This is a genomic window from Legionella drancourtii LLAP12, from assembly GCF_000162755.2.
Taxonomy (GTDB): Bacteria; Pseudomonadota; Gammaproteobacteria; order Legionellales; family Legionellaceae; genus Legionella; species Legionella drancourtii.
This window is the reverse complement of sequence record NZ_JH413850.1, coordinates 14,348-37,141: the sequence shown is the minus strand read 5'-3', so window position 1 is coordinate 37,141 and position 22,794 is coordinate 14,348. Positions and strand designations below refer to the sequence as shown.

The window sequence follows — 22,794 nt, the reverse complement described above, 5'->3', positions numbered from 1 at the left end:
CCAAAATATTGCCGCTATTCAATATCATTTAAATGCCTTGAATGCTCAAAAAATGGTAGTAAGGGCGGATATTATCTATCTTAGAAATCCCGATACCAAAAATTTACAGTTAGTTGCCGACATTTATAAAGATGCATTGAATCAATACAATAAAATTGAGAAATCAATGCATCAGATAGGCAATTTTCTAAATAATGAAACCAGTTTAATTAAAAATGTTAATTTAAAAAAATCAATCAATGTCTTGCAAAGTACTTTAAAGCAACGTCTCAATGAAGTCGGCCTGCAAAAACAGGTGGTTGTGACTAATTTAATTGATTACCAGGCACAATTGAAGCAACTGCTTTCATCAAGACAAACCCTGGCAGAATACAATATTGGCAGTTGGCCAATAATCCTGAAAAAAATAGCAGCTATTCCAGGATTGTTTTATAAATATATTAATACGCTTAGTTTAAAAGTCTATGATAGTTATTTATGGTTGGGTCCTTTATCTGTTGTTATGCTATGGGGCGGCTTTGCTCTTATTGCAGGGCTATTTTTCATATTAAGTCGTTTTTTGAAAACATTACGTGGTGATAAAGAACGTTCTCGTTTGACTGGTTATCTTTATGATGGTGTTTTAGTTCTTATTCAAAGAAATATACCTTATCTTTGTATCACTGCAATGCTCTGGTTTTTACTTTACATTACGCATATCTCATTTTCAAATTATCAATTAGTCCTCAAACTGATTGCCGTATGGTTTACTTTTAGGGTATCAATTTTAATTGCACGTTTAGTTTTATTAGAGAGTATTTCTGACTCTTCGGGTAAAGATGTTAAATTATACTATCGCTTAAAATGGTTGTTACTCTTTGGTGGATGGACTGCCTCCTTAATGACGATTGGGCATTTGTTACCTTTATCGATTCTTCTTCAAGACATATTTAACCGCCTATTCATGCTGTTTATGTTAACGGTGTCCTTGGTTGCGTGGAAAAGTAAAGAAGTCATTCGTTATCTCGTACGTCCTTTATTAAAAAATAAAAAAAGATACGTGCATAATGCCATTTCTTTATTGATTCTTCTGGTTCCTATAACGGCATTTTCTACAGCGGTTATAGGTTTATCTGGCTTTATTAATCTCGCCTGGACTATGAGCCAATATCAGGCGAATGCATTGACTGTTTTAGTAGGCTACATTCTTGCACGTGGCTTGCTCTTCGACGCTTTGGAGTTATTTTCAGAATGGATGATCTCTGCATTACGTAATGGATGGTTGTGGATCGAAGTTTTTTTAAAACCGATTGATCGTATTATACGGATTACCTTACTTTTATTAAGTAGTGTCATCTTATGCAAATTATTTGGTTGGAATTCGGATTCTCAGGTTATTATTGGTTTAGAGAAAATAGCAAAGTATACGGTTGTTAATTTACCTGGAATTCATATCACGGTGAGTAGCAGTATCGCCTTTATTGTATTGCTGGCAATTTTTTTTCTGGGCAGCAAAATGGACTCGTGAATTTTGTTATCGTTGGTTGTTTAAAAATACGAAAGATCCCGGTATACGTAATAGCCTCTCGGTATTTAGCCAATATGCCGTAGTATTAATTGGTGGTTTTGTTACTTTGCACGTTCTAGGCTTTGATTTTAGTGGCATGTCGATGATTATTGGTGGACTTGCCGTTGGTATGGGTTTTGGTTTGCGTGATTTTGCCAGTAATATTGTAGGCGGGCTCATGTTGTTGATTGAACGACCTGTTCGCGAGGGCGATTTAGTTACTATTGGTGAGCATGAAGGGCGGGTTGCACATATTGGTATTCGCTGCATGCGTGTTTCTTCTTGGGATAATATGGAAGTATTAATTCCCAATGCTGAGACCTTTAATAAACCATTTACAAACTGGACTCATCAAGACAGTATTGTGCGCTCAGTAATTCCTATTAAAGTGAGCAGACATGATGATCCGGTAATGATTCAGCAATTAATTTTTGATGTGCTGGCAACGACTTCAGAAATTGTTGCCGATCCTCCGGCGCAAGTTTTCCTTAAGAAAATTGATACAGCATTAATTGAGTTTGAAGCGCGATATTTTATCAACGTACAAATACATACTCGTTTTGAAGTACAGTCAAAAGTATTATTTGCGATTACTGCCCAATTTAAAGCGGCAAATGTAAAACCGCCTATTGAACCATTTTCTATTGAACTTAAGGAAGGATTAGGTGAGTACATTACTTCAAAATACTCTGCCGAAAACTGAAACTGAGGTCATTGAGCGTTGTGCCAAACTTGTAGGACTTAGTTTTGCGCAACTGGCTTTAGGTTTAGGCCTGTCTATTCCAACTAATCCTGATCAGCGCAAAGGCTGGATTGGGCAGGCTATTGAATTAGCCTTAGGAGCGAATGCCTATAATAAATCACTGCCAGATTTTCAATATTTAGGAATAGAACTAAAAACCTTACCTGTTGCTAAGTCGGGTAAACCAACAGAATCAACCTTTATTACGTCCATACCCTTATTAACTATTCATCAGCAAGATTGGAAATCATCACAATGTTACGCCAAATTACAGCGTGTTCTATGGCTTCCAATCGAAGGGGATGCCGATATTCCTTATATGCAACGAAGAATTGGTCAAGGATTTTTATGGTCTCCTAATGAAGCGCAAGAAACCATTTTGGAAGCTGACTGGAATTATTTAACTTTACAAATCAGTACGGGATACCTCGAAACACTCGACGCTAAATCAGGGGATTATTTACAAGTACGTCCTAAGGCTGCTCATGGTAAGTCTTTATGTTATGGCTTTGATAGTAAGGGCAATAAAGTAAAAACATTGCCGCGTGGCTTTTATTTAAGAAGTAGTTTTACCGCTAAGATATTAGCAGATATTCCCCCAATGTAGCTTGTATTGCTTGCATATGGGGGATAATTAATGCTTGAATTTTAAGCGGCTTTAGAATGAGAAAAGCCTGCGGTGAGCATTTCTGGAAGCATACCTTTTGCATAATCTATTGGGATTTGTACTTTTGCCATCAGCGTAGCCCTAAAATTAGGATCGGTTGCAAAGTAGTGTATGGCTTTTTCTGCGCCACTAAACGCATTGAGTGCTAGCTCGCCATTCTCTACTTTTATTTGCAGCGCTTTTAGTTTATCTGAGGGCTGAGGTGTGGCGGAAAAAAAGCGAGAATATAATTTTTGGCTCGCATTGACTACGATTCCTAATCCGCTTGTGGGGCCACTTTCGTCGGTTACTTTAGGCCATACACACATGAAGTTAGTGGAACACAGTGGTGCAAGTAACTCGATCATTCTTTGTATTTCAGGATGATTAAGTTTTTCATTATTATTTGCTTCATCATAAACTTCTTTATTTCCTTTTAAGCACCAATTATAAATGGTTTTCATCTCTTCTAATTGATCATGAAAATCATTGGTATTAAATTTTTGTAAAATATAACCAGCCGCACCAAAATAAAGAAAAGCGGTTAAGAAGTAGCTGGCAAAGTCAGGAATAGGAAGAATACGTCCCATAAGCCACGAGCCTCCCCAGGCTTTAATCCCCGTACTCATTCCTTGAAATAAATACATTTGATTTGCGGAAAATTCAAAATCATTAAGATATTTTTTTATTTTGGCTAGTTGTTCTAGATTGTTTACATCAAATGGTTGGGCGATTAAATTTTTTAGAGTACTCACACGCTCGTTCTTGGCATTTGCGATTTCCATCATTCCTTCGGGATTTAACTTACCCATAAAATGCTCCTTTGCTAAAAATTATACTTTAAACCCTACTCATCCTACCTGAAAAAGTTAGGCTTGCGCTATTGATTTTTGACTTGTTACTATTATTTTTTTGTGAGGCAATATGAGGCATATTATTTAATATTTGTATTGAATCATTAACGCGAATTTTATTTGACAAATTAAATGATGATAACTAATCTTGAATTGTGCGCCGCACCATAAAGGAGAAATAATGAAAAACATTTACTTAGATCAAAAGACTTTTAGCAACATGAGTTTTCCTTTGCAAAAATTAATGGAGTTAAATGTTAAAACTCTTCAATCAATGTCTTATATGAAACCTGATGATTTATTAAATGCAAAAAAACCAGGTGATCTTTTTGAACGAAATATGGATATGCTTATTCAAAATACGCATATGATACTGAACCATATGAAAGATACCTTTAGTATTTTTGAAAATCATTGGTTAAATGTCACTCAACACAATGAAGAGAGTGTAAAAAATGTTGTGCCTCAAGCAAGCCACGAAGCGAAAAAAACAGTAAAAAAGAGTACTTCTCCGACTAAGACTGGAGCTAAAAAAATGGCGTCTGGTGTCAAATCATCTGCAGGCGTAAAAGCACCTGTAAAAGCAGCGTCTAAAGCGAAAACAAATGTGAAAAAAACAATTAAAGCCACGAAGCCAGTAATGCAGCACAGTAAGGCTAATGTTTCTCATGCTAAAAATGTGGGCCATAGCATGCCCAAAGTAGGTGCTGTTGCTGAAAAAAGTGCAATGGAGGATCTTGGCTTATTAAATAAAGGAACTCATCTTCCTAATTAGTAATTAAGCAATAATAAGACACAAGGCTGGGCGGTAAAGCCCTTTGCTATCAAGTTAATATGAAAAGTTCCTTTTTCACGTGGGCATAAGTGTCAAGCGAAGGCATTTTAACCTTGTCTATTTCGCTTGATAACTATGCCTCACGGGGGAATGGCGTTTTTTCTTGATGGCTATTGACTATTTTCTGCAAATTCTCGTGTTAATGCGGATAACAACGTAGGGTATTTAAAATCAAATTGATGGTCTAAAAGTCGTTGCGGGATAACCGCTTGACCAGATAAGAGCAGTTCTTCTCCCATTTGGCCAAATAATAAATGAACAAGCCACGCAGGTAAGCGTAGAAAGGTTGGTTTTTTTAATACCTTTGCCAGAGTTTGATTAAATACTTTCTGTGATACATGCTGAGGGGCTACGAGATTAATTGGGCCTGTAATTTCAGGATGAGCAATTAAAAATAAGATGCCATTGACCAGATCAATATGATCTATCCACGCCAGTGGTTGTTCTCCAGTTCCTACTATCGCGCCCATTCCGTATCGTGCGGGCAATTCCAATTTCTTTAACATGCCTTCACCACGTTTTAGCACCACACCAAATCGCATTAACGTTACGGGGATGTTGGTGCCTTGTAATGCAGCTTGCTCCCATTGGCTGACGAGCAGACTGGCAAAACTGGTTGCTGATGCTGCGTTGTTTGGGCTTTGTTCGGTAAAGGCATCATTTGCGTTGGGGAGTTTTTTTTGCAATCCATAAATGCCAATAGCACTGGCATTATATAAATGAGGCTTTTTCGATTTTGCCTTTGTTGCCCAATGGACAAAGTGGTGGGTTGCTTCAATACGACTGGATAATAATTTATTTTTGACTTTAGATGACCAGCGATGCTCCGCAATATTTTCTCCTGTAAGATTGATAATGGCATCAATCTCATCAGGATTTAGGGTATCCAACTCATCCCAAGTAACGGCATGTACTGTATTTTTGAAGCATTTTTGGATTTTTTCTTTAGCTCTGCCAATGATGGTGACATCGTGTCCAGCGCGGATTAATTCAGGAACCAATACCTGTCCAACTAATCCTGTACCGCCTCCGATAATAATGTTCATAAAGCAATTCCTTTTAAGCTTTTTAGTTACCTGTGTTGCGCCCAATGATATAATAAATGCCAACTCAAAAACACAAAAATAATTATGGCTAAACTTTATTTTTATTTTGCAGCAATGAATGCCGGAAAGAGTACTGTACTTTTACAATCAAGTTATAACTATCGCGAACGAGGTATGCAAACCTTATTGTTTACGCCGTCGATTGATGATCGTTATGAATGTGGTACGGTTCATTCTCGTATTGGTTTATCAGAAGAAGCACTTATCTTTAATAAAGAGGATGATCTGTACAAGTGCGTCCTTGAACGAAAGCAATCTTACGCCTGCATTTTAATTGACGAAGCGCAATTTTTAACTCGTGTACAAGTGCATCAATTAACGGAAATTACCGATCAACTGGGTATTCCTGTTTTGGCTTATGGTTTACGTACTGATTTTAGAGGGGAGTTATTTGAGGGAAGTCAGTATTTACTCGCATGGGCAGATGAGCTTGTTGAAATTAAAACCATTTGTCACTGCGGGCGCAAAGCGACGATGATTTTACGACTTAATGAAGATGGAGAGGCAATTACAGAAGGTGATCAAGTATTAATTGGTGGCAATAATTTATACTCATCTACCTGCCGTAAACATTTTAAAAAACGCGAACCACGAGCAATTTTGGCAAGTAAAAAAATGCCGGAAGAAGTTTTTGGTTAAGATAACTATTTTTAGGAGATGCTATGAAAGCACAAGCGATATCATCATTTGGTGATTGTTCCGTCTTTGAAACAGTGGATGTTCTTAAACCTAAAATTAAGCCAGGTTATGTCTTAATTCGTGTTCAGGCAAGCAGCGTTAACCCAGTTGATTGTAAAGTTCGTTCTGGTAAATATGCACATATTGCGCCTGAGGCGCCTATGATATTACACGGTGATGTTGCTGGCGTTATTGAAGAAATAGGGCCTGATGTTAGCGGCTTTTCTATCGGGGATGAAGTTTATGGTTGTGCTGGTGGTTTTAAAACAGAGCCCGGTGCCTTAGCTGAATTTATGCTTGCTGACGCGCGATTAATCGCGAAGAAACCTAAATCGCTGGGCATGCTGGAGGCTGCGGCATTACCCCTGGTGGCGATTACTGCTTGGGAAGCGCTTTTTGAAAAAATTAAACTGACATTTGGCCAAAAGATTTTAATCCATGCGGGTACTGGTGGAGTCGGGCATATTGCAATTCAGTTGGCTAAATGGGCTGGTGCGGAAGTTTATGCAACGGTATCTTCCTCTGAAAAAGCAGACATTGCTAAAGCGCTTGGCGCCCACAAAACGATTAATTATCGCACTGAGGCAGTTCAGGATTACGTCAATCGCCTAACCGATGGTAAAGGATTTGATGCGGTATTTGATACGGTTGGTGGTGAGAACCTGGATAAGTCACTAGCAGCGGTGGCAATGTATGGAAACGTCGTTAGCATCCAAGCGACTTCTTCTCATGATCTTAGTTTATTGCATACACGTTCAGCCAGTTTGCACGCCGTATTTATGTTATTGCCTCTGTTATTTAATGTACAACGCGATCGTCATGGGAAAATTTTAAAGGAAGTAGCCATTTTAGTGGATGATAATTATTTAAAACCATTGATTGATCCGCATCAATTTTCTTTAGAAGAGGTTGGTCGGGCTCATGAGTTGTTGGAATCTGGAAAGGCTGTGGGGAAAATTGTAATTCAAGTTGGATGATTTGCTTTTTGGTGCCGGGCAAACTAAATTTAAGGCGTTAGTATTTTTTTAACGTTATGGAGAACGAAAATGTCTAAAGGCCCTAAATTTAAGAAAGAATCGCAAGATGCTCGTCGTCATGATCAACAACATGTTGCTCATCCTGAGGAGAAAATGAAGAAGCATCATGAGCAGCCTAAAGCCGATAAAAAGAAATAATATTAAATCTAATTTGAAATTTCCTTCTCCTTTAAGGGGGCATATAAGTTTCGCCTTATCCTTATGCCCGCGGATGATGCCTCGGTTCCATTATGGGAGCGGGAAATTTTCGGATTAGCTACTAAAAATAAGTCTCACCAAAAGAAAAACGCTCTTTTCCTAAAATACCCATCCGTGTAAATTCAATTACCTGCTTACTGGCCAGACAAATCCATGTTTGCTGATTATTCACATATTGATTGTTCTTCATTTTGAACACTGCGGGAGTGTACGCGGCGATATTTTTCGCTTTGTTTGCTGTCCGTGCAGAAGGATAGATAAATGCTTCGACTTGTTCTTGTCGCATGGCTGAGCCTAAAAGCTGACTGTATGCATAATCATTTTTATCAGAAATGTGCTTTATATATTGATTAAAAGGTGTTTCTGTTAAGTCTAATCCTTTCTGTGTTGTTAAAAAGGCAGTGAACGCAGTCATTGAAATTTCTAAATAACCTAAGTCACCTTGGCTGTCATTTAAAAACTTAAGACGATAATATGCCACTTCTGTAAATGCAGTTTCTAATTCTTTTGAGCCATACCATAGTGATGGTTCAAAGGTGCGGCCAAAACGAGAACCATATTTTAAAGGGGGATAGCGAAAGGGGGTGAAAATCAGATAGTTTTTTTCTTTTTCAATAGCTGGTTTTGATTGCTCTAATAGCTCTTCAAGTAGATCATGCTCTTCACGACTGTCGACTAAGTCACGCGAACTTAATATATGCTGGGCTTCAACAACCCTCCATGGCTCTACAGAAAGCGGCTTTATGTATTGGCGGCCTTCACATAATTCCCAAACATTCATAATTTTCCACGCATTGCATCCAAATAATTTACTACATCTACTAAGCCTGTCACTGTTTTTAGTTGCTCAATTGGTTTTTTATTAAAATAGGTATTAAAACTATTTAGCCATATTTTAGCTTTATCATGATTATTGCCAATTAATGAATTTAAACCGCGATATACTCGGAGCAATAGCAAGGCCATTTCACCTTCTTTGGTATTGGGCGAAATAACTTTTTTACCTTGATGTAAACGGGTGGTACTGGATTCACTGATGCCAATAATATCACTAAGATCTTTACCGGTTAAATTGTAAAAATTAGCTAAATTCAGAATCGCTTTCGTTAATACTCGTTCTTTTTCATAGTTTATGTTTAAGGAAGTATTCATACAGCCTCCAATACTATTTCATTTGAAATTATAGATTAATATTATTCCATATGCAATATTTCTGGTAATTTATTGCTAATTATTGCTATAAAATTTGAATTAACGAGCTTAGCTACGGCCTTATTTTTATAGTAACCAATTCTCTATTTTTTAAATATTATAAATTTATTATTCTATAATGAATCTATTCAACACATCACCAAGGAATGGTTATGAAAATTGCAATTGTTACGGGCGGAAGCCGTGGTTTAGGCAAAAGTATGGCACTGCATATTGCCGCGAAAGGCAATGATGTTATTTTGACTTATAATAGTAAACGACAAGATGCTGAAGAGGTAGTAAAGCAAATTGCAAAAATAGGGCGAAAAGGGCGGGCATTGGAGTTAGATGTATCCAATATGCATTCGATTAATACTTTTGTAGAACGTGTTAGTCTGGAGTTGCATGAGCATTGGAGTCGTAGTTCTTTTGATTATTTGGTAAATAATGCCGGTATTGGCATTGGCTCAACGATTGCCGAGATGACAGAAGAGCAATTTGATCAATTAATGAAAATTCATCTTAAAGGGCCATTCTTTTTAACTCAAAAACTAGTGCCGCTGATGAATGATGGCGGTCAAATTGTGAATATCTCAACAGGCTTGACTCGTATTACGTTTCCTGGTTATGCGGCTTACGCCGCGATGAAAGGTGGTCTTGAGGTTTTAACTCGCTATATGGCGCATGAATTTGGCGCGCGGGATATTACGGTGAATACGGTGGCTCCTGGCGCCATTGAAACTGACTTTGGTCATGGGGCAGTACGAGACAATAAGGAAATCAATAAATTAATTGCTTCACAAACTGCACTTGGGCGCGTGGGGCTGCCTGATGATATTGGTAGTATGGTTGCCTCCTTGCTGACTGAGGATAATCACTGGGTCACAGCACAACGAATAGAGGTTTCTGGTGGCCAGGCTCTTTAGGCTTTACTTATTTCTGCTGAATAGCTACCGGCTGTTCAGCAGAATTTTGTTGTTCCATTTTACTAATGGCATTAATTTCTCGATTTAAGGTAAAACTTAGTACGGTACGAATGAGTACAATGCTGGCGACAATCCCAACGGAATAATAGTCGGGAGCGGTGGTTGTGCCAATTAAATCTGCGGCAACAATAAATTCTAGCCCTAAAGTAAGAACGATACCTAAATTCAAGCGAATTTTATTCAGGTCAATTTTTTGTGTAGCGGACTCATTAAATAAATAACGAATGTAGCGTGTTAATGCGATGATAACGCCGGAAAAAATGATCAGAACGCCACAAAATGAAATACTGTGCTGAATGTACAATAAGAGTTTATGCAAACTAGGGATGTCCATGGTATCAAAATCCTTAACCTGAATAGGTTTATTATAATATATCTGCGAAAGCAGTGTGTTTTAGTTTAATAGTAGTCCATGCGTGATTTAAACTCATTCATTAAGTTGTTTTTTGCATAAGAACAAGCAACATGGCAGGGTAAAGATATAAAAAAGAGGGTTATAGCCTAAAAGTAAACTCACTTGAATAAGGATTAATATCTCAAGAGAGATCGGTTTTTTTGAGTGATTGTGCGCAAACTATAAATTAATTGCCTATAATTTTCCTTTTTTGCAGTACACTCTATTTCACAGACTGCCGAAAAATTATTAATTCCTCATGATTGTGACAATATTAGGCATGGAATAAGCAAAGGCAACAGCATATTCCAGTTCACCTTTCGTTTCTGCATGAATACGATACAATGTTTGTCCTGTTTCAATTGATGTATTTATTTTGGCAAAAAATTCGATGCCAGCATTGGGATCATGTGGAGCCCCAGCGAGTTTTGCGAGTGTTGCCAAGGTACGATTATCAATTGAGGTGACAAGACCGGCATGCTTCGCAGTAATATCATAAGTATAAGGGGCACTACCTGGTTCACAAAAACCACCTTGTGCTTCACAAATAGCAATAAACTTTTGATATGCTGCACCACTATCCAGTAAAAACCGGGCTAATTCTTTTCCTTTTCCGGGAGAAGATTTTTTCCCAAACTCTAAAATTACGCCTGCTATATCAATTGCTTTGTTTTTTAAATCTAACGGTAATTTAATTTCGTTACGTAAAATAGCTAAAATATCTTTTGCTTCTAATGCTGGCCCAATCCCAATCCCAAGTGGTTGTATTCCTTCAAATTTTAAAACTTTTACATTTAGTCCAAGCGCTGTGCCTATAATAGAAAAATATTTTTTTAAGCGAAGAAATGTTTTATCGGAACGGATTTTTGCGGTAGGTCCAACAGGTACATCAATCACTACATGCGTTGCACCAGCCGCAACTTTTTTAGAAAGAACGGACGCTATCATTTGTGATTCTGAGTCTAAATCAAGAGGTCTTTCAACTTTTATGATAATATCATCACCAGGGCTTAATCCAATCGCGCCACCCCACACAAAGCAGCCGCCTTCTTTATTAACAATTTTACGCATCTTGTTAATATTTATGTTAACTGGTGTCATGGTTTCAATTGTATCAGCAGTTCCCGAGGGTGATGTAATCGCTCTAGAAGAGGTTTTGGGTATAATAAGCCCCGCAGCCGCCACAATTGCTACCACAATGGGAGTTGTTCGATTGCCAGGGATACCGCCAACGCTGTGTTTGTCCATGATAAATGGATGCTCCCAATGCAATACTTCTCCTGTATGAATCATTGCTTTGGTTAGATTTGTTATCTCATTTATGCTTAGATTTTCCTTTGCACATGCCGTGATGAAGCTTGCAAGATGTATATTAGAATACTTTCCCGCGACTATATCCCTCATAATTTCATCAAATCCCTGTGCACTGATGGTTTTACCGTAGATTTTTCGACGCACATGCCGCAAAGAAGTTACTGGGCTTAAGTGCGAGATAGTAATTTCATCACCTTCTTTTGCACCCAAGCGCTGCCATGCAATCTCTGATAAGCTCGCCTGATTCATTTTTAAAATATCGGAGGTAACAATAGTAAGCGTTGCCACAATTGATTTCTTCTTTCCTGTTACAACAACCTGAGTATACGTTTCAAATCCTTCTGATTTATCAATAGAACACCCAGCATGGATATAGACTATAAATTCATATTTCGTATCCAGTCCTAGTCGTACTAATTCGAGTTTATTTGACAGGTTATTCAATACTAATTCCTTGTTAGTCGCATTTTATACTGCTATACCTAACAGCGAGCCAATGCCTGCGCTTACAAGCATCGCCATTGTTCCCCAGGTTACAACACGCAATGAGCCTAATAATATTCGAGCTCCTCCAACTTTTGCAGCCACTGCTCCGAGTAATGCCAAAAATAAAACCGCCATTATTGCTACTGATGGAATAAGATAGATTCTAGGAACGATGAAAATGATTAATAGAGGTAATAATGAGCCGAGAGTAAAACTGCAGGCAGAAAATAGTGCTGCCTGCAGTGGGCGTGCATTGGTTACTTCCGTAATACCAAGCTCATCACGAGCATGAGTACTTAATGCATCTTTAGCCATCAATTGTTTTGCAACTTCTTTAGCAATATCATGATCCAATCCACGATTAATATAAATAGTGGTTAACTCCTCAACTTCATTCGCTAAGTTCTCTGTCAGTTCTCTCTTTTCAAGTTGTAGGGCCGATTTTTCTGTATCCGCTTGAGAGCTTACTGATATATATTCACCTGCAGCCATAGACATGGCCCCAGCAATTAATCCGGCAATCCCGGCTATAAATATTCCATTATATGGTGTGTGTGCGGCAGCAACACCAATCAATAAGCTTGCAGTAGAGATAATACCGTCATTTGCACCCAAAACGGCAGCACGTAACCAGCCAATTCGTTCAATTCGATGATATTCTTTATGTCGCATATACATCAGAGCCTCCCGTGAGGAATAAACCTGAGTCAATTTGTTAAAAAATTAATCTTTTGGTGTGTCGGATTTCTGTTTATATGCCACATTTTCAGGAATGTCAGTAGCTGAATAGACGCTAATTATTTTGAATGGTTTTTTTACATTGAGATTGATAAAATTGTGAGGAACTCCTTGAGGAATAAAGATCATATCACCTGCTGTAACAGTTGATTTTTTGCCATTAAGGACAGATTTTGCCTGACCCTCAACTACAAATATGACTTGATCAAATTTATGTGTTTCGAGCCCAATCTCATTGTTGGGGTTAGTCTTAGGAGTGATATTCATGAAAACAACTTGCGCATCTTTACCGGTCACAAGTGCTAATTTCCAGTTTTCATTCTTTTTTGCCATTTCAAAAACTTTGTGGGAAATGGTGGCATTTATTTTATTATTCACCGTGGTTTCTTTTGAACTTGCGAATAACGATGGCGAGATTAAACTAGATGCTAATAATGTAGAGATAAAGGCTATTTTTATTCCGTTTGTTTTCATAAAGGCTCTCCATAATTTAAATGAATTATTTACTATATCAAGTTTTGAGCTTGTTTAATACGGATAGATATTTTAACCTAGAAAATAGTTAGAGTTAAACAATTAGGTTGGAAGGGGGCTATTATGGAGAGCAATAAAAATTGGCATTATGACACGATCACTCGATTGCTTCATTGGGTGATTGCGTTTCTTTTGATAGGGTTAATTAGTTTAGGTTGGTATATGATGTCCATCGAAGATCAGCCGAATAGCCGCTGGTATTTTAACCTTCATAAATCATTTGGCCTTATCGCAGCGATCTTTAATTTTTTTTAGATTGATATGGCGCTTTACCCATAAACCAGCCCCACTTCCCGCCAGTGTTCCACGTTGGCAAGCTAGATTATCAAGAGCAGTTCATTTGCTGCTTTATTTTTGTATGATCATAATGCCAATTACTGGTTTTTTTGGCGCTTCATTTAGCAAGCATAGCATCATTTTTTTTGGAGTAGAGTTGCCAACTTGGGTTAATCAAAGTCATACCATATCAAAGCAGTTTTTTGAGGCACATGAGTTGATTGCCTGGATTTTAGTTGGATTAATTGTAGTTCATGTTCTTGCGGCAATAAAACATTTGTTTATTAACAAAGACAACGTTTTTCAACGTATGTGGCTATAAGAATAACAACATATGGTCTAAGGAATAAGCAGTCCAGCGGAACCTGGACTGCCATGATTAAGGTTAACTGCCGAGTACAAAAACACTATTTATTGGTGTATAGGTTATGAATCCTAATTCAGTACCATCTGTTATTGAATAGACATAACCACTCTGAGTACCACCATAGAATAGATTGCCGGCTGAGTTAACAAATAAACTGTACACTGACTGTGCGAAAGCAGTCCAGATACCTCCTCCGGTTAATGAGCTACTCGAGTAAGAATACTCATTAGCCGTATTAATAAACAAGGTATTATTGGCCACAAAAATACTTTGTATTGCGCTGCCATCAGGTTGTCCATTAATTGCGATCCAACTGGCGCCATTATTTATTGAGTAAAAGACAGAGCCATTTTCAGTTCCCGCATATAAGGCATGCGTTGTCGCAAATACTGCCGTTATTGAACTTCCATCGGGCGATGAAGTTTGGTTCCAGGTGGTGCCATTATTGGTTGAGTAATAGACAAAACCATTAGTAGTCCCTGCATAGAGTGTATTTGTCATAGAAAACACGCTATTTACTGAGCTGCTGTCTGGCGAACTAGTAGCACTCCAAGTCATTCCATTATTCGCTGTGTAATAGATAAAACCATTTGCAGCGCCGGCATAGAGGTTATTGGTGGTAGCAAAAATGGAATCGATTGGACTACCGTTTCCTGGGGGTGTTATTGCGATCCAAGTGGCGCCATTATTAAATGAATAATACACGGTTCCATTTTGAGCGCCACTATAGAAAATCTGTGTTATCGGCATTGTGCTAACATGCAAGGCATTAGCCTGACTGGGTTGATAACACAGCTGTGGATTTGGTTTGCCATTGGGGCCTTGTTGACAAATTTGTGGCCCTTCATTGATTGCCCCAGAAATCTGAGCACCATTGACGATTAAGGTGAGCGTGCATGATTGTTTTGCCCCAAGAACAACAGGATTGGGGCAATTGCCAGCACTGGTGACTTGCGTGATCCCGTTAATTGGCTTCATGATCAGAGTATGAGGTTTGGCTGATTGATTCTGTACTACATATTGTATTGTAAAGGCGCTTACTAAGGGCACCTGAATTGTTGTTGGGGTTAGTGGGGTGATGGTAAATAAAGGCGTACCTGCAAATACTAACGCAGGCATGAGAAACACAGTGAAAAAACGAATTATCCTGTTCATGAGATTATCCTATTTAAAATGCAGCCATTAGAGGGACAAAATTAGGGAGGTTAGGGGAGCCAACGCCAACGCCATCATTCCAAAATTGACGTTCAGGTTCAATACTCATTGAGGAATCCCAACCGAAGGTAAGGTAATAATTATATCCGTCAGCAAGATAAATCTTGAATGCCGATGATGGGGCGCCAACAGGTGCTGGCGTGGCGCCATCAATAATGAGATGAGGTGGTGAAATAAGACGCAAACCTTGTCCATAATGCAGTGTCGTATTTTGGGTATAAAGATAGGGTGCCGCTTGGCCAAGTCGTTTCGGGATTCCCCCATTTAATAAGGTGCGCTCTTGGTTAATTAAGAGTAGCGTTGCCGAAAATAAAGGACAGGCTAAGCTAGTACCGCCATAGACAAAAGAGCCGTGCGAGGCATAAATAGTTAGGCCTGTATAGGGATCTGCTAACATGGCAATATCTGGTAATGCTCGTTTACCATATGCGCCAACCGTACCCAGAGTATAGCCGCCAGCAATAAAGTTGCTAATGGAATTTTGCCAGGAGACAGGGCCATAAAATTGACTAATGCCACCGGTAGTCCCACCATAATAAGCACCGTCATAATAAGAGCCCCATAACGTTTCAAATGCATAGTTCCAATTATTATCTACAAAGGTACTGGTACCACCAACAGCGGAGGTAAACGCGGAGCTGGCAGGGTATTGAACATTAGCTTGAGCGCTATTCATCGAACAAGGCCAACTTGAATTGTAGGTTCCATCCCCGCAATCACCGGTGGAGAAATTAAAGCTGATGCCATGAGCAGCAGCGATTTCTAGTCTCGTTTCCATCGCCGGAGAACTTCCATAAGTTTCCGAAATCCCCCAGCTATTAGAAACTACGTACGCATTTGGAAAGCCGGCAATGCTGTAGTTGTTATTGATTAGGATATTAATGACATTATCCACCGCCTCATCTAAAGGCGCATCGGCAGTTTGTGCCAGAACCAATACGGTATTGGCTCCTGGTGCTAAGGTATGTGAGGCTTCAACATCTAAGGCTATTTCGCTATTCCAGCTTGGATGTGAGGGATGATCGCAGGTGGTAAACGGGGTTCCATCACTGTTTATTACTTGAAAATTTGCAGCACTTAAAGGGGTAATGCCATTCGCGGTATTATATAGGTTGGCATCATCTATAATATCTTGAGGTGTATTCGTACCGCAAGCATCGATAATTACTAGAGTTTGTCCTGTTCCATTAATAGTTTGATCTTGAATTGGCTTGATATTGGCAAGATTATAGGTGGTCTGTAATTGTGCTCCAGTAAAGCCTGCAAAAGAGGTTGTTGTTGGTTGTGCAAAGGGGGTAAATGATTCCCATGCCAGATTAAAATCATGGGGTTTTATCCTTGTATTTGCTCTGTTGTAATGGGGGCGGGTACGTACTGCGGGTTGATAGCACACTAAATTACTTAGGCCTGAGATTTCTGAAATATATTGCGCTATATCTGCTCTTAATGTTGGGGCTTGGTCGTTGGCATAAACAGTTTTGTTTTGATAATTATAAGTATTAATTTTTACGTGCAAGGTATGTTCAATTTGCCGCACTGTAGTGGTAATTCGTATTTTATTATTCACAATTTGTGCTTGCATGCCTTGAGACGTGAAATAATTTAATACTTTATTTTTGGTGCGTTCGCTCGGTGCATAGTGTTGTTTGAAGGTATTGCCAGTCAAAAATTTTTGATAGTTTGTACTGTTGGGATCATACATTTCTTGGACTAACTGATCCAACTGGCCTTTGTTTCTTAATTTGAGCCATACAGTGAGGTGAATTGGAGTATTAGCCTTAAGAGGTTTAATTAATGTTGCCTGATTCAGTAACGGCAAACCTGGAGTGGGTACGCTGATTAGGTGTGCATGGGCAGTGGATAAATATGGGCTAAATGCAATTAAAATTAGAGCTTGTTTCTTCAGTTTAAACATGTAGATCACCTCCATTGTGAATGTTGATGTGCCTTATGGCAAAATAAACGTCTTTAATTTAACGTCAATTTTGGATAAGAAATCAGGGCAGAGCTTATCTCTTCTCAATCCGTTTGGGCTAAGGAAATTATCTTAAATTAATTTGAGTTTGGGTAATGACTTGTCCTGAACTCGTTAGCTTCAAATGAGTGCCTAATAAGATAAACTTTCTTGTCATAAAAACCAATAAGAAACTTTTCTTCACGATTGATGCGGCTTTTTGGTATATAATTAGTGAGTAAGCTCATTTTCTTATGATTTTTCCAGGCCAATTCAGTGAATATTGATAATCGTCTTGCTTGGGCGCACCCCATAGTACAACAATGGTTTTTTGAACAGATTGGTTCACCAACAGAGCCACAAATACAAGGGTGGCCGCAAATACTTTCTGGACAAAATACTTTAATTTCTGCGCCAACAGGCTCAGGAAAAACTTTCGCGGCATTTCTTGCCTGTATTGATCAATTAGTCCGAAAAGCCATTTCTGGCACATTAGCCAATGAAACAGAAGTACTTTATATTTCACCATTAAAGGCTTTAGGAAATGACGTACAAAAAAACTTAATGGGGCCTTTAAATGAAATTGTAAAAGTTGCTAAGAAGCAAGGCCTTGCCATGGCAGACATTAATGTGATGGTGCGGACAGGAGATACTTCACCTAAAGAGCGTCAAGCGATGCTCAAACAGCCTCCACATATATTAGTAACTACTCCTGAGTCACTTTATATTTTGCTCACCGCCGGTAAAAGCCGTGAGATTTTGCGCACCGTTAAAACGGTTATTGTGGATGAAATCCATGCTTTAGCAGATGATAAGCGTGGTGCTCATCTTGCTTTATCATTGGAACGACTTGAAGTATTAACTTCTTTTCCACCATTACGCATTGGCTTATCGGCTACCCAAAAACCATTAGACGTTGTTGCGAATTTTTTAGTAGGAAACAATCGAGCAGCCCCTGCAATGATTGATATTGGTCATGCCAAGCATTTAGAGCTTGCCGTTGAGGTTCCTATTAGTGAGTTAGGTGCTGTAGCTTCAAATCAAATATGGGATGAGATTTATAATCGTATTGCTCAATTAGCAGAACAAAACCGCTCGACATTAATTTTTGCAAATACTCGTCGTGTGGCAGAACGTGCAGCACATCATTTAGGAGAGCGACTGGGTAAAGATTTGGTTGTGGCTCATCATGGTAGTTTATCTAAAAAGCTTCGCTTAGAAGCAGAAACCAAATTAAAAAATGGTGAATTAAAAGCGTTAGTGGCGACGGCATCCTTAGAATTAGGAATTGATATTGGCTCTGTGGATTTAGTTTGCCAATTAGGTTCACCTCGTTCTATTGCGGTGATGCTCCAGCGAGTAGGGCGTGCAGGGCACTGGCATGGTGCCATTTCTAAAGGGCGCATTTTTGCCACAACCCGCGATGAGTTATTAGAGTGCGCCGCGATTGTTAATGCCATACAAGATGGCGATCTTGACCAACTCGTGATTCCCCATGAGCCTATTGATATTTTAGCGCAACAAATCGTGGCGACCTGTGCTACAGAAGACTGGCTTATTGATGATTTATTTCTTTTGGTGCGTCATGCCTTTCATTATAAAGATCTTTCTCGAGAGCAATTTGATGCGGTAATTAATATGCTGGCAGAAGGTATAGCCGGTTCGCGTGGACGTTATGGCGCTTATCTTTTCTATGACCGGGTGCATGGGATGCTTAAAGGGCGACGTGGCAGTCGATTAGTAGCAATAACCAGTGGTGGTTCGATTCCTGATAATGGGTTGTTTACGGTCAAAACTGAGGCGCCTAGTATAGTTGTCGGGACGCTTGATGAGGATTTTGCTGTAGAAAGTAATCGCGGTGATGTCATTTTACTTGGTAGTACTTCTTGGAAAATTAATCGCATAGAAAGTACCAAGGGGCAGGTTATTGTTGAAGATGCGCATGGCGCACCGCCGAGTGTTCCTTTTTGGCTTGGTGAGGCACCTGAACGAACCGCAGAATTGTCATTACGGGTTTCTAATTTGCGTGAACTTCTTAGTTCTAAATTAACAGCAGCAGAAGAATCAATAGCAAACGTTCAACAGTGGCTTGGTGCTTATTGCAAAGTAGACGTGAATGGCGCACGGCAAATTATTGACTATCTTCTTCAAGGAAGAGCGTTATTAGGCGCTGTTCCCACGCAAGAACGCATTATTGCTGAACGATTCTTTGATGAATCAGGTGGAATGCAATTAGTTATTCACTCACCTTTTGGGGCACGAATTAATAAGGCTTGGGGGCTTGCTTTGCGTAAATGCTTTTGTCGTTCCTTTAATGTAGAACTACAAGCTTCGGCTACGGATAATGGCATCAATATTGCACTCACCGAGCAGCATAGTTTCCCTTTAGCGGATGTTTTTAACTATTTAAGTGCGGTTACCGCTAAAGAAATTGTCGTGCATGCCGTTTTGCAATCCCCTTTGTTTCCAACGCGTTGGCGTTGGGCTGCTTGTCGGGCCTTGGCTTTGGTTCGGTTTCGTAATGGACACAAAGTTCCTCCGAATATTCTAAGGATGCGTGCTGAAGATTTGCTGGCGGCGGTTTTTCCTGATGCCGTAGCTTGTCAGGATAATGTGAATATAGATGATGTTAAATTACCGGATCATCCCTTAATCAATGAAGCCATGAAAAATGCATTGATGGAGGCATTGAATGTTGAGGGTTTGCTGGTTTTGTTAAAAAAGATAAAAAATAAAGAAATTCAATGCATCGCCGTGGATACACCAACGCCTTCAGTATTTGCCCATGAACTATTGAATGCAAATCCTTATGCATTCTTGGATGATGCACCTTTGGAAGAGCGGCGTGCTCGGGCGGTTGAGATGCGTCGTACTTTACCCGCCAACATGGTCGCAGAGTTAGGGAATTTAGATCCTGAGGTCATTAAGGAAGTGCGACAGCAGGCATGGCCTGATGTACGAAATGCTGATGAGTTACAGGATCTATTGCAAACCGTACTTGCTTTTCCTGCCCATGCTGCGACTTATCATGAATCTAGCAGACGGTGGCAAGTCTATTTAGATGAGTTAGTTGCCGCAGGACGTGCTGGTACGGCGACATTAGGAAACCAGCTCTTTTGGTTTGCTGTTGAAAAAGCCAAAACCTTTTCGGCTATTTATCCCGAGGCACAGCTTAATCAGTCTTTATTGGATGTAGAAGCCATACCTTTAGATCGCGACGAGGGTATAGTGTATTTGCTGCGCGGCTGGTTATTTCACTTGGGGCCAACTACGGTTTTAGCCCTAAGCCAGTTTTTGGTTTTAGGTGAATCCGAAATTGAGCACGTCCTGCTTCGTTTGGAGGCTATGGGATTAATTTTGCGCGGCGTCTTTGAGGGCAATGCCTCACAAGAGTGGTGTGAGCGTCGATTATTAGCACGGATTCATCGACTTACTTTAGCAAAGTTGCGCCAGGAAATAGAGCCAGTGACACCAACACAATTTGTGCACTGGTTATTAACCTGGCAGCATGTAGCCCCGGGGACTCAATTAAGTGGTGAGCAAGGGTTATTGGCAGTAATTGAGCAATTGCAGGGTTTTGAAATTCCAGCGAAAGCTTGGGAACCTCATATTTTTGCCAAACGGGTAAAAAATTATGATCCGATGCTTTTAGATAAATTATGCCTCATGGGCATTATTGGCTGGGGGCGTCTTTCATCAACATTGACTCATGCGGATACTTTTATAGATTCTAAACGTGTTACACCGACCAGTATTGCGCCAATTACGTTTTTTTTAAGGGAAAATTCTTCGTGGTTGATTGAGGTTAAGGATGGCGTCAAAGAAGATATTTTGGCTGGTTTAAGCCACATTGCAAAAGATGTTTATCTTTATTTATTAAAAAATGGCGCTTCATTTTTTATGGATATTGTTGATGGTGTTCGGCATTTAAAGTCTGAAGTTGAAATGGGATTATGGGAATTAGTTGCCGTAGGGCTTACCTCGGCAGATCTTTTTGATAATTTACGTTCGTTAATTGATCCTCGGCGTCGTTTAATGAAAAAAAGACGTCGAGTTGTTCGCCATCAATACAGTTCGGGGCGTTGGTTCCTGTTGAAAAAGAGCTTACATTCATTTAATAGTGAACAAATTGAAGCCTTGTGTTGGGTGTTACTTAAACGTTATGGAGTGGTTTTTCGCGATCTTTTAGTGCGAGAGAAAAATATTCCGCGTTGGCGAGAACTCCATGCTGCATTTCGGACATTAGAAGAACGTGGCGAAATAAGAGGGGGGCGTTTTGTCGAGGGTTTTTTAGGGGAGCAATTCGCATTACCTTATGCTGTAGAATCATTACGCGCGATGAAACATAAAGAGATAGGTGATGAGCAAATTTCTATTGCTGCAGTGGATCCCTTAAATGTGTCTGGATTTATTTTACCTGGCCCACGCGTTTCTGCTATTTCTGGTGGTTCCGTTTTCTTAATCCCGTCATTTGAAAATATTGGATAAAAACTTGGGACATCGTACACGAGGATAAATTTTAGCAGGCAATTAACAGTTTGTTCTTTTAGATGTTGTGGACAAAGCCGCGGCATGTTGGTCGTGTATGCGCTACCAAGCATGGATAACTCATACTTTTTGACAAGAACAGTTGTGGCCATGCCTGATGCCTCTTTTATTTCGTTAAGGTTGAGTTAAGTAATTAGTGGTATTATTTTGCTCATTATTGACAATAACTTGACACGAGGTTCGCTAATGAGAGAAGAGCAGCTGTTAAATAGCTTTAAAAATCCCGATGAATTTAAACGTCTTATCACAAATAATGATGATTTATGCAACGCAGCAGATGCATTTCCTGAGCATGCTGAAACTTTAATTAATATTGTCCTTAATAAGGCTGAGGAATTTAAACGCCTTATCACCAATAGCTTTTATTTACGGGTAACCATAGGCACATTTCGTGAGCATGCGGGAAAGATAATTAATATTCTTCTTAATAACTCCGAAGAATTTGCACGCCTTATCGCAAATAATGCGGAATTATGCAACGCTGCACGCGTATTTTCTGAGTATTCTGAAGCTTTAATTAATAGTGTCCTTAAAAACCCCGAGCGGTTTAAACGTCTTATCACGAATAACTATGAATTATGCAAAACCGCATACTCATTTCGTGAGCATGCGGGAAAGATAATTAATACGGTCTTTAATAACTCTGATGAATTTAAGCGTCTTATCACAAATATTGATGATTTGTACAACGCTGTAAATAGATTTCCTGAGCATGCTGAAACTTTAATTAATGTTCTCCTTAATAACGATGATGAGTTTAAGCGTCTTATCACAAATATTGATGATTTGTACAACGCTGTAACTAGATTTCCTAAACACGCTGAAACTTTAATTAATAATGTACCTTAAAATCCTGAGGAATTTAAGCGCCTTATCACAACTAATGATGAATTAAGCTGCATCGCAAAAATATTTCCTACGCATACTAAACTATTCAATAAACCATCTATAGATAAAGTGATTGGTGCTTTAGTCAGTCATGCGGAAATCAGAAAAAATGCTCGTATACTTGCCCAAGGAAAACGAACGAACTCTTTCTTTCAAGATGTTCCTAATGAAGTACTTGTAACAATTGCTGGATTTACTGGTAATCCAGAGGCTCATGACGAGCAGGCATCACAGGATATTGCCTATAATAATTTTGGATAA

The 22,794-nt window shown here is 39.2% G+C and carries 21 protein-coding genes and 1 pseudogene; 12 read left to right on the top strand and 10 right to left on the bottom strand.

Features of this window, described 5'->3' with window-relative positions:
* Both LDG_RS17665 and mutH read left to right on the top strand, forming a co-directional pair.
* Positions 1 to 2,249: pseudogene (locus LDG_RS17665) on the top strand (mechanosensitive ion channel family protein); the annotation flags it as partial.
* Complete coding sequence (gene mutH / locus LDG_RS17660) at positions 2,212 to 2,895, top strand: DNA mismatch repair endonuclease MutH (protein ID WP_006872839.1); 684 nt, start codon at positions 2,212 to 2,214, stop codon at positions 2,893 to 2,895. The pseudogene LDG_RS17665 and the gene mutH, both read left to right, overlap by 38 nt.
* 41 nt (positions 2,896 to 2,936) lie before the next feature.
* Here mutH and LDG_RS17655 read toward each other — a convergent pair whose 3' ends face one another.
* The gene (locus tag LDG_RS17655) at positions 2,937 to 3,746 is read right to left on the bottom strand and encodes a hypothetical protein (RefSeq protein WP_006872838.1); all 810 of its coding nucleotides are present in this window, start codon (positions 3,744 to 3,746) and stop codon (positions 2,937 to 2,939) included.
* A 223-nt stretch (positions 3,747 to 3,969) separates the two neighbouring features.
* On the opposite strand from LDG_RS17655, the gene LDG_RS18755 reads away from it, so the two are divergent.
* Positions 3,970 to 4,563, top strand: a complete 594-nt coding sequence (locus LDG_RS18755; RefSeq protein WP_006872837.1) for a hypothetical protein — start codon at positions 3,970 to 3,972, stop codon at positions 4,561 to 4,563.
* A 170-nt stretch (positions 4,564 to 4,733) separates the two neighbouring features.
* Here LDG_RS18755 and LDG_RS17645 read toward each other — a convergent pair whose 3' ends face one another.
* Positions 4,734 to 5,669, bottom strand: coding sequence for a TIGR01777 family oxidoreductase (locus LDG_RS17645; protein WP_006872836.1), 936 nt, complete (start codon positions 5,667 to 5,669; stop codon positions 4,734 to 4,736).
* A gap of 84 nt (positions 5,670 to 5,753) precedes the next feature.
* Between LDG_RS17645 and LDG_RS17640 the strand changes: the two genes are divergently transcribed.
* The 3 genes from LDG_RS17640 (at position 5,754) to LDG_RS20575 (ending at position 7,582) form a co-directional block, all read left to right on the top strand.
* Entirely contained in the window at positions 5,754 to 6,368 is a 615-nt protein-coding gene (locus LDG_RS17640; protein ID WP_006872835.1) for a thymidine kinase, read from the top strand.
* Positions 6,369 to 6,391: 23 nt separating this feature from the next.
* Complete coding sequence (locus LDG_RS17635) at positions 6,392 to 7,384, top strand: zinc-dependent alcohol dehydrogenase family protein (protein WP_006872834.1); 993 nt, start codon at positions 6,392 to 6,394, stop codon at positions 7,382 to 7,384.
* Positions 7,385 to 7,453: 69 nt separating this feature from the next.
* A complete protein-coding gene (locus tag LDG_RS20575; RefSeq protein ID WP_006872833.1) occupies positions 7,454 to 7,582 on the top strand; it encodes a hypothetical protein in 129 nt (42 codons plus the stop codon).
* 121 nt (positions 7,583 to 7,703) lie between these two features.
* Here the strand turns inward: LDG_RS20575 and LDG_RS17630 are convergent, their stop codons facing one another.
* Positions 7,704 to 8,423, bottom strand: a complete 720-nt coding sequence (locus LDG_RS17630; protein WP_006872832.1) for an RES family NAD+ phosphorylase — start codon at positions 8,421 to 8,423, stop codon at positions 7,704 to 7,706.
* Positions 8,420 to 8,794 carry an MbcA/ParS/Xre antitoxin family protein gene (locus LDG_RS17625; RefSeq protein ID WP_006872831.1) on the bottom strand — a complete coding sequence of 125 codons (375 nt, stop codon included), beginning with the start codon at positions 8,792 to 8,794 and terminating at the stop codon, positions 8,420 to 8,422. Before LDG_RS17625 ends, LDG_RS17630 begins: the two co-directional genes overlap by 4 nt.
* Positions 8,795 to 9,006: 212 nt before the next feature.
* Here LDG_RS17625 and LDG_RS17620 point away from each other — a divergent pair, with 212 nt between their 5' ends.
* Entirely contained in the window at positions 9,007 to 9,759 is a 753-nt protein-coding gene (locus LDG_RS17620) for an SDR family NAD(P)-dependent oxidoreductase (protein WP_006872830.1), read from the top strand.
* Positions 9,760 to 9,766: 7 nt separating this feature from the next.
* On the opposite strand, the gene LDG_RS17615 is transcribed toward LDG_RS17620, so the two are convergent.
* The 4 genes from LDG_RS17615 to LDG_RS17600 all read right to left on the bottom strand — a co-directional run bounded on the left by LDG_RS17615 (position 9,767) and on the right by LDG_RS17600 (position 13,225).
* The gene (locus tag LDG_RS17615) at positions 9,767 to 10,153 is read right to left on the bottom strand and encodes a DUF1622 domain-containing protein (RefSeq protein WP_006872829.1); all 387 of its coding nucleotides are present in this window, start codon (positions 10,151 to 10,153) and stop codon (positions 9,767 to 9,769) included.
* A gap of 309 nt (positions 10,154 to 10,462) precedes the next feature.
* The gene (locus LDG_RS17610) at positions 10,463 to 11,971 is read right to left on the bottom strand and encodes a thymidine phosphorylase family protein (RefSeq protein ID WP_006872828.1); all 1,509 of its coding nucleotides are present in this window, start codon (positions 11,969 to 11,971) and stop codon (positions 10,463 to 10,465) included.
* Positions 11,972 to 11,995: 24 nt separating this feature from the next.
* Entirely contained in the window at positions 11,996 to 12,691 is a 696-nt protein-coding gene (locus LDG_RS17605; RefSeq protein ID WP_006872827.1) for a VIT1/CCC1 transporter family protein, read from the bottom strand.
* 45 nt (positions 12,692 to 12,736) lie between these two features.
* Positions 12,737 to 13,225: a cupin domain-containing protein gene (locus tag LDG_RS17600; RefSeq protein WP_006872826.1), complete on the bottom strand. Its 489-nt coding sequence runs from the start codon at positions 13,223 to 13,225 to the stop codon at positions 12,737 to 12,739.
* Between the two features lie 123 nt (positions 13,226 to 13,348).
* Between LDG_RS17600 and LDG_RS20570 the strand changes: the two genes are divergently transcribed.
* Positions 13,349 to 13,540 carry a cytochrome b/b6 domain-containing protein gene (locus tag LDG_RS20570; RefSeq protein ID WP_006872825.1) on the top strand — a complete coding sequence of 64 codons (192 nt, stop codon included), beginning with the start codon at positions 13,349 to 13,351 and terminating at the stop codon, positions 13,538 to 13,540.
* Positions 13,506 to 13,883 (top strand): cytochrome b, encoded by a 378-nt coding sequence (locus tag LDG_RS20565; RefSeq protein ID WP_324602972.1) that lies wholly within the window; start codon positions 13,506 to 13,508, stop codon positions 13,881 to 13,883. Before LDG_RS20570 ends, LDG_RS20565 begins: the two co-directional genes overlap by 35 nt.
* Positions 13,884 to 13,946: 63 nt before the next feature.
* Here the strand turns inward: LDG_RS20565 and LDG_RS17590 are convergent, their stop codons facing one another.
* Together LDG_RS17590 and LDG_RS17585 are read right to left on the bottom strand one after the other, a co-directional pair.
* Positions 13,947 to 15,083 carry a WD40/YVTN/BNR-like repeat-containing protein gene (locus LDG_RS17590; protein ID WP_006872823.1) on the bottom strand — a complete coding sequence of 379 codons (1,137 nt, stop codon included), beginning with the start codon at positions 15,081 to 15,083 and terminating at the stop codon, positions 13,947 to 13,949.
* Positions 15,084 to 15,096: 13 nt separating this feature from the next.
* The gene (locus LDG_RS17585; RefSeq protein WP_006872822.1) at positions 15,097 to 17,058 is read right to left on the bottom strand and encodes a S53 family peptidase; all 1,962 of its coding nucleotides are present in this window, start codon (positions 17,056 to 17,058) and stop codon (positions 15,097 to 15,099) included.
* A 315-nt stretch (positions 17,059 to 17,373) separates the two neighbouring features.
* Here LDG_RS17585 and LDG_RS17580 point away from each other — a divergent pair, with 315 nt between their 5' ends.
* The 3 genes from LDG_RS17580 (at position 17,374) to LDG_RS17570 (ending at position 22,794) form a co-directional block, all read left to right on the top strand.
* Complete coding sequence (locus tag LDG_RS17580) at positions 17,374 to 21,585, top strand: DEAD/DEAH box helicase (protein WP_006872820.1); 4,212 nt, start codon at positions 17,374 to 17,376, stop codon at positions 21,583 to 21,585.
* A gap of 246 nt (positions 21,586 to 21,831) precedes the next feature.
* The gene (locus LDG_RS17575; protein ID WP_006872819.1) at positions 21,832 to 22,494 is read left to right on the top strand and encodes a hypothetical protein; all 663 of its coding nucleotides are present in this window, start codon (positions 21,832 to 21,834) and stop codon (positions 22,492 to 22,494) included.
* A 108-nt stretch (positions 22,495 to 22,602) separates the two neighbouring features.
* Positions 22,603 to 22,794: a hypothetical protein gene (locus tag LDG_RS17570; RefSeq protein WP_006872818.1), complete on the top strand. Its 192-nt coding sequence runs from the start codon at positions 22,603 to 22,605 to the stop codon at positions 22,792 to 22,794.